Below are 6551 nucleotides of genomic sequence, written 5' to 3' on the forward strand. Positions count from 1 at the left end.
ACTGCACTTTGGCACATTCGATGCCGGTGGAGCAGGAGCCACCCACCTCATCCGGAAAGGGCCGTCCGTTTCAAAAAGAACTTGTGCTTATGATGCTGGCGGGCACATAACTTCGATCAAGGAAGGGCCGTCACGTGATAGTCCCGCGGAAAGGGCTTTTACAAAGCCATCGGTGTCTTCAATTCGTATTCCGGGAACCCCATGCCCATTAGCGAGCGCAACCCAGTCAAGCGTTGGGTTTTCCACATCAAACATTGCTTCCGCATTCTTGCCAAAACTCTCAACACCGACATTTGTCAGCTCTTCCCGCAGGATTTGATAGCCACGGTTGGCAAATACAATCACCGTAACGTCCAGGCTTTCGCGCGCCATCGTCCACAAAGATTGCAACGTGTACATGGCGGATCCATCGCCTGTTAGAGCAATTACTTTTCTGTCTGGACATGCAATAGCTGCGCCAGTTGCGCACGGTAGGCAAAGCCCTATCGCCCCACCGGTTCCCCCAAGCAAGTCATGAGGTCGCGCGGTTGCAGTCGGAGGAATGACGTGAAACCCGGACGTCACGGATTCATTGCAAACGATAGCATTCTCGGGAATGAGGGCCGCTAAAGTCTGGCCGACTTTTGCTAAGGTGAGATCTCCGATTGGGATTGGAGGCAGGTCGAGAGCGTATGTGTTCAGCTGTGTCTTGCTCGAAACACCAACCGCGTCTGCCAGTGATTGAAGAGTCCAGGCAATATCATCCGTCGGAGCGCACAGGCTTGAAACCGTGCAACCGGCAGGCTCGGGTGTGCTCGGTTTCCCCGGGTATGCAAAGAAGGCAACGGGTTGGTCGGCGCCGATCAAAGTGATTGACGAGGTCTGTTCAAGCTGAGCGATCTTGGGTGCAATTGGATACACAAGTTGATCCAATTTGGCTGCCCCGGCCCCCTTCGAAATTCGAGGGATTAGAGTATCCGCCAACAGGCGGCATCCGGTTTTGACGGAAATTTTTCCAGCCAGTACACGAAGTGGACCAAATAGCGCGGACCCACCTATCATCAATGTCGCGTTTACAGTCTTCAGACGCATGGCTGCGGCCTCGATGTCTTCCAAGGACGGACGATGAAGTGGTTGGGCCAGAATGCTATTCGTCGCAGGGCCAGTCGCTGCATCCCAAGCAGTATCGGCGGGAAGAACAAGAGTGGCGATCTGGCCGTTTCGAGATCGGGCGGCCTGGATGGCTGCGGCCCCGTCCGATGCGACGCTTGTGGCCTGATCAGAAACTCGTGTCCAATGGCTTATGGCCTGACTTACGCCAATAATGTCGCCTCTGAGTGGGCTTTCATAGCGCAAGTGATGTGTTGCGTGATCTCCGACCACATTCACGATGCCAGATCCTGATTTTCGGGCGTTGTGTAGATTGGCAAATGCGTTGCCTAGCCCCGGTGCAAGATGCAGCAGAGTGCCGGCGACGTCCCGTTTCATGCGGTAGTAGCCATCAGCGGCGCCCGTCGTTCCACCTTCGAACAGGCACAGAACACAGTTCATCTCGGGATGTCTATCAAGAGCCGCAACAAAGTGCATTTCAGACGTGCCTGGATTGGCGAAAACCGTATCCACACCGTTGTGAAGAAAGGTTTTGACTAACGTTTCTGCGCCGTTCATTCGATCACCACCACCTCTGATTTCAACGAACTTTATGGGAGAGACAATCCAAAAGTAACTGAAAAAGCTTGCTATGATGTGCGGGCCGTCGATCGTCATCGATGCCCTTGCGCCGTAAGACTTGCCATGTTGAACAACGCGAGGTCGCGGTGGTTTTCGGCCAGTTCAATTCGAACTCGGATCGCCCAGACATGCTTAGGTTTTAGCGGCCGCTTCTGACCGACGATACGTCCTTTGTTCCAGGTTGGGCGAAGCGCGCGAATGGCAGGTAAGTTTGGGTTTCCATGACTGATCCTCCAATCGGCCATACCCTCCCACAACGACAACCCGACATTGACGAGAGACAATATCACAGGATGCTGCGTCGCCTCGGAGGTCTGCTGGGAGCCCAAAGCAGAAACCTTCGAATAGCCGTGAGCGCAAAGTGTCCTTTGTTGCCGTATCGGCTTGGCTTGTTCAACACATCGCTTGCTTTATGGTGTGCCTTGGGAGGCAACATTGCGATCACGGATTACCACACTGATGATTGTCGACATGGTCGGATATTCCGCCATGATGAGCGATAATCAGACCATTGCCATCGAGGCTGTACGTGAACTTAACAAACACCAGCTTGAACCGGTTCTTTCAGAATTTGGCGGGGAAGTCCTTAAACGCATGGGAGATGGCTGGATAATCGCGTTCTCGTCGATCAGTGCCGCACTAAATGGAGCCATCCAGATACAAACCAATCTTCACAACCACCGTGGTCCGAAGCTGAGAATAGGGTGTCATCTCGGTGAAATCATCGATGACGACGATGATTTCTATGGTGCTGGCGTAAATATTACCCAGCGTATCCAATCCGAATCGCCTCCGGGCGGTCTCATGGTTTCTGAAGATCTTTATCGACAGTTGTCTCGCGATCAGGCCAAACTTCTCCAAGACGCAGGCAGCTTTAGCTTAAAGAATATTCCTCAGGCAATGAGACTATATCAGTGGCGTCCATCTCCCGCTGCAAGCCACAAGCACGCCGAAGCAAAACGTGCTTCAGAGCAATCATTGCGTGGCTCCAAGCCAATAATTGTCATTGCTCCCTTCAAAGACTTGCAGGGCGAAGGGATCCACTCGCCGATGTCAATAGGGATCGCTGATGAGCTTCTCGGTCTGTTGTCAGCAAATCGTTGGTTTTCAGCAATTTCAGGAACCTTTCTTGATGCAAATGAGCAAAAAGAGATCGGGGCCAAGTATGTTTTGGATGGCTCCTTCCTGAGGGCCCAACAAACAATTCGAATATCGTCGCGTCTTTTGGAATTGGCGACAAGCCGCATCTTGCACAGCGTTAAGCTATCGCTCGAGGATGATCAGTTTTTTGACGCGATTGACAGAATTGCATTGCAAATTTCGGGGGAAATAACGCCAGCAATCGAATTTTCGGAACTGCAAGGTTCTCGTAAGGTGCATCCATCGAGTTTGACGGCTTGGGAGTTATATCTTCGAGCTGTCGATAAACTCCGTGATCACACAATCGAATCCTGCGGCGACGCGGAGCGTATGCTCAATCAAAGCATAAAAATGGAACCGGACTTTGCCGCCGCTCACGCGCGCCTTGCTTCCTGCTGTTTGCAGGTTGGATACTATCGCTGGGGTGGAGCGGACGTTAAAACAGCTGCTGACGACGCACTAGTGCATGCACAGCGGGCTTTGGCCGCAGATCCGAACGAGCCCTTAGGTTACGACGCCATGGCGAGTGTACATCAGTTGTCGGGAGACTACGAAAGTGCAGCTTCATTTGCGAGCGAAGCTATTGCTTTGGCGCCTTCGTGTATTCCGGCCCACGGCACTTTAATTACCGTTCTCGCATTTCTCGGCGATACCCAAAGTGCTTTGCAAGCCTATGAAAATATTGGTCCGGTGGCGCCAAGAAACCCTTCCCTGACAAGTTGCCAGATTGGCTACTGCATTGCCAACTTCCTGAGCGGTAATTTCGAAGAAGCTGCCAAAACTGCCAAACATCTCGTCTTGATACGGCCGAACTGGTATGCGTGCCATGTCTATTTATTGGCATCGCTCGGAGCTCTCGGGCGTTTAGACGAATGCGAAAGTGTCAAGCGTCGTCTTGTCGAGATTGTTCCTGAATTGACGGTTTCCAAAATGCGTGCTCGCACTCAACTGCAGAACAAACGCGACAAAAATCTCTTAGCAGATAGCTTGCGGGCAGCAGGTCTTCGCGAGGAGTAGGTTTATGAAAATTATAGATTTTTGGTTCTCCTCAGGTAGTGCGTATGCCTATCTGAGTGCATTGCGGATCGATCATTTCGAAAAATCGTCAAACGTAGCATTTCGCTTCAGGCCATTTTATCTTGTCGATATCATGCTCGAAAACGGTCATGTTCCGTTTGTAAACGAGCCTTCCAAGCAATCATATATGTGGAGAGACTTGCTTCGCCGGGGAAAACTTCACGGCTTGTCACCTGTCGTGCCCGCGCCGTTTCCAAAACAAACCAAGAACAACGAAACGACGTATCTCGCAAATCGAATTGCGTGTGTAGCATTGAAGCGCGACTGGGGGCGACAGTACGTTCAAAATACGTTTCGAAATTGGGTAGAACGTGGATACCCACCCGGCGAAATGGCGAATATCGAAACGTCAATGAAGGGACTTTGCAAAGACGTTAGAATGGTCCTTACTGAAGCGGGTACTCAAGCCTGTGAAAACACGTTGCAGAACGAAACTTCCCTTGCGCGCCGCCTTGGAATTTTTGGATCCCCAACATTTGTCGTCGGAGACGAATTGTTTTGGGGGGATGACAGACTTGAGGACGCTGTTCGATGGTCAATGGAACCTTGGGTCAAATAGTTCGAAGCAAAGCAGATAAACGGAGCAATCACCATACATACAACTGGATTGAGCTTGCTAAAGCAGGTCAGCTTTTTCCGCACTTCGTCGGTTCAACTAAGCATAAATTTCGCGCTTGCAGCGAATGTCTCTTTCGACGGGCCGCACCGCAGCATCAATTGCCTTGTTTCAAGGTCGTCTGTGGGTGGCTCCTGCATTGCAAGAGTTTTTTGGCGATTTCTGCGGTCGTTTTTGTCAGTACTGTCGTCTGTCCGGCCTGTTTGCGTGGCGGCGTTGTCGCCACCGGCCCTGATGAATTCCGCGAGCGAGATTCCAATCGGCTTATCGACCTTATAAGGCCGCAGACCTTGGCGGAGTGTCCTTGCTCTTGGTTGACTCAAGTCCGCATCATCACTTCAACGTCTTGCATCTCGTTGGCAACTGGCACGCTCAGAACGCGGGCTGCCGGTATTCCTGTTTCTTCGTGAGCATCGCCCAGATGGTCCGAGCGGCCTTGTTGGCCATGGCGGTTGTTGCCAATCGGAATGGTTTGTCTGCGATGATCTTCGCCGTTCACAGATCGACCTTCTCGGGCGCGCGCTTCGCCATGACGGCGCGCGATGTCATACTGACGACCAGCAGCTTTCGAATGTAGCGATCGCCTTTCTTAGTGATCTTGCCTAAACATTCCTTGCCACCACTCGACTTGTTGAACGGTGTCAGACCCAGCTAGGCAGCCAGATCGCGGCCTGTCCGGAATTGATGTGCATCCCCGATCGTGGCAACAATTGCCGATGCTGTGATTGGCCCAATTCCAGGCATGCGCATCAATCTGCGCGCGTCTGCATTGAGCAGGGCGTGTTGCTCGATCATCCTGGAATAGCCTTCGATGCGCGCGTTCAAGCCGATGAACTGATAGCACTGGATACCGAGCATGCCGTTGGCGATCTCAGGCATGTCCGGGTGGTCACCATCAAGGTGGCGCTTTGCAAAGGCCGTTACCGCTTCGATCCCGATGGGCAAGATGTGCCCAAACTCGCGCAACAGGCTGCGGATCATATTGGCCATCTGCGTGCGCTGCCGGACGGCAAGATCGCGTGTCCGATGGATCGAAAGAATAGCCTGCTGGTCCTCCGTCTTGATCTCGACAAAGCGCATGGTCGGGCGCCGAACTGCTTCGCAGATCGCCTCGGCATCCACGGCGTCGTTCTTCCCACGCTTCACATACGGTTTGACGTAGCCGCCGGGCATGAGCTTCACATCGTGGCCAAGCTTGCGCAGCTGGCGTCCCCAGTTATGGGATGACCCGCATGCCTCCATTCCGACCCTGCAGGGTGGAAGTGCCTCAAAAAATCTGAGCAGATTTGCGCGTTTAATGGCTCTGTTGAAGATAACGCGGCCGTTCTCCGAAATGCCGTGCACTTGAAAAACGTCCTTGGCCAAATCCAGGCCCACGGTCTTTACTGTCATTGGGTGGCTCCTTTCCTAGCAGTCGATGATAACTGCACTTTGGCACATTCGATGCCGGTGGAGCAGGAGCCACCCACCTCATCCGCTACGGGCCGTCCGCAACACAGGGTACAAAACTATGTCTTTTGGAAAAATGTGCACCTGTGAAAGCGATCATCAAGGCTTGCAATAGTCGGCTTTGAGCATACCGATTTCAGAACTGGACGCGTCGCGGTTTGATGCACCGCGGACCGCGCAGACTTCAATGAGGCACATCGAAATGCCGGAGCATCCAATTTAGATTAAGAAACCTTTCAAGCTGCACTCAGCTTTGTGTTACTCGCAAGAAAGCGTACGCCCGATAAGACGGCATCGATTCTGGGTTTTTCCTTCTGCATCTATTGCGTCCATCGACCAGCTACCATCTGTTTCCAGGGTCAATATCAAGAAGCCGAAATCGCTATTGCTGACTACGATACTTGCCAAGCTGCCAGCAATTTCAACGTTGGTAGCAATGTCGGTGGGCATAGGATCAAGCTGCGTTCCTCCATTGCCGCTTATCCCCTGCACCGGCCCGTCCAGTAAATCGATCGCCTGAAAGGCGTGGATATGGCCTGACAAAACAAGGTTGACTGTT

Annotated in this window: 4 protein-coding genes and 2 pseudogenes; 2 read left to right on the top strand and 4 right to left on the bottom strand. The window is 52.5% G+C overall.

Annotated elements, in window-relative coordinates:
- Positions 1–87: 87 nt before the first annotated feature.
- Together GOX66_RS25015 and GOX66_RS25970 are read right to left on the bottom strand one after the other, a co-directional pair.
- Positions 88–1647: an acetolactate synthase large subunit gene (locus GOX66_RS25015; protein ID WP_170766567.1), complete on the bottom strand. Its 1560-nt coding sequence runs from the start codon at positions 1645–1647 to the stop codon at positions 88–90.
- A 122-nt stretch (positions 1648–1769) separates the two neighbouring features.
- Positions 1770–1955: pseudogene (locus GOX66_RS25970) on the bottom strand (hypothetical protein); the annotation flags it as partial.
- A gap of 214 nt (positions 1956–2169) precedes the next feature.
- On the opposite strand from GOX66_RS25970, the gene GOX66_RS25020 reads away from it, so the two are divergent.
- Positions 2170–3867, top strand: a complete 1698-nt coding sequence (locus GOX66_RS25020) for an adenylate/guanylate cyclase domain-containing protein (RefSeq protein ID WP_170766568.1) — start codon at positions 2170–2172, stop codon at positions 3865–3867.
- Positions 3868–3871: 4 nt separating this feature from the next.
- The gene (locus GOX66_RS25025) at positions 3872–4486 is read left to right on the top strand and encodes a 2-hydroxychromene-2-carboxylate isomerase (protein WP_170766571.1); all 615 of its coding nucleotides are present in this window, start codon (positions 3872–3874) and stop codon (positions 4484–4486) included.
- A gap of 429 nt (positions 4487–4915) precedes the next feature.
- Here the strand turns inward: GOX66_RS25025 and GOX66_RS25030 are convergent.
- Together GOX66_RS25030 and GOX66_RS25035 are read right to left on the bottom strand one after the other, a co-directional pair.
- Positions 4916–5935 (bottom strand): annotated as a pseudogene (locus GOX66_RS25030) (IS110 family RNA-guided transposase).
- Positions 5936–6250: 315 nt separating this feature from the next.
- Positions 6251–6551 (bottom strand): metallophosphoesterase family protein (locus GOX66_RS25035; RefSeq protein ID WP_214652771.1); only part of this gene is annotated, 301 nt, incomplete at its 5' end.

Source organism: Ruegeria lacuscaerulensis (assembly GCF_013031245.1).
Taxonomy (GTDB): domain Bacteria; phylum Pseudomonadota; class Alphaproteobacteria; order Rhodobacterales; family Rhodobacteraceae; genus Ruegeria; species Ruegeria lacuscaerulensis_C.

Bases quoted from the DNA above. Each gene is read 5' to 3' on its own strand.
- GOX66_RS25015 (WP_170766567.1), bottom strand. From the start codon at position 1,647: ATGAACGGCGCAGAAACGTTAGTCAAAACCTTTCTTCACAACGGTGTG.
- GOX66_RS25025 (WP_170766571.1), top strand. From the start codon at position 3,872: ATGAAAATTATAGATTTTTGGTTCTCCTCAGGTAGTGCGTATGCCTAT.
- GOX66_RS25020 (WP_170766568.1), top strand. From the start codon at position 2,170: ATGATTGTCGACATGGTCGGATATTCCGCCATGATGAGCGATAATCAG.